We start from the raw sequence: 928 nt of genomic DNA, 5'->3' as shown, positions 1-928 counted from the left end.
TGTAAATATCTTTTCCGCCCCTAGATTGAGGTATAATATGGTCTGTCTCAATCAGGTCATTAATTGTGAAGAATTGTCCACAGTATGTACATCGTCCTTTTTGACGTTTGATGAGTTTGGTTACGCGGTTTGGTATCCCTGTGTAGCCGTTGCTCATCCGTTTACTCCAGTATGTCCAATCGCCGTCATAAGGTGATTTCTCCCTTTTGACTTTGATGTGTCTCTTGATGGGGGTTTCTATGTGGTTTATCAGTCGAAACCCTTCTTTAGTTTGGAACGTCCATTTTCCATTGACTCCATATCTGTAATAGTTTTTAAGTTTGTTGTAGGACGCTTTACCACATCGAGAGGCTGTCCATGCCCTTAAAGCATTCCATATCATATGGTCAAGTTTGGAGAAGACATTTTTACTGACTACTTTAGAGAAGTAGTTGCTCCATCCTTTGATGACCGGGTTGAGTTGCTTAACCAAGGCACTTTGGGGTGCTGTGCGGTGGGTCTTGATGACCTTTTTGCAGTTGTCGTAGTGACTCTTGATTGCCTTTTGAGATGGTTTGATGTTTAGTTGGTATGGTTTTTTTCCCCCGGCTTGTCCGGCATTGATTCCCTTGTGAATACTTAAAGGATAATGTCGGATATTAAAGCCTAAGAAGTCAAACCCCGGTTTTTCCCCATTCCATTCGTACAAGGTGTTACACAGCCTCGTTTTTTCAGGTTTGAGGGTTAATCCAACAGGTTTTAACCATTCTTTAATCAGGTCTTGGGCTTCTAGTATGACTTCAGGGTTATTTGCTATAACTACGAAGTCATCGGCATATCGAATGATTTTCGGGCGGTATTTTTGTATCTGTTTTCCATCAACCATGATACTTTGTGGGAAATGGTTGACAACCGTATTTAACATTCCATGTAAAGCAATGTTGGCAAG

1 protein-coding gene is annotated in these 928 nt (G+C 41.3%); it reads right to left on the bottom strand.

The features are described from left to right. A partial coding sequence (locus tag M595_RS27960; protein ID WP_023069914.1) for a group II intron reverse transcriptase occupies nucleotides 1-928 on the bottom strand: 928 nt, incomplete at both ends.

Origin of the sequence: Lyngbya aestuarii BL J, assembly GCF_000478195.2 — a bacterium.
Taxonomy (GTDB): domain Bacteria; phylum Cyanobacteriota; class Cyanobacteriia; order Cyanobacteriales; family Microcoleaceae; genus Capilliphycus; species Capilliphycus aestuarii.
Note: the sequence above shows the minus strand (reverse complement) of the source record. Positions and strands in the feature narration are given on the sequence as shown.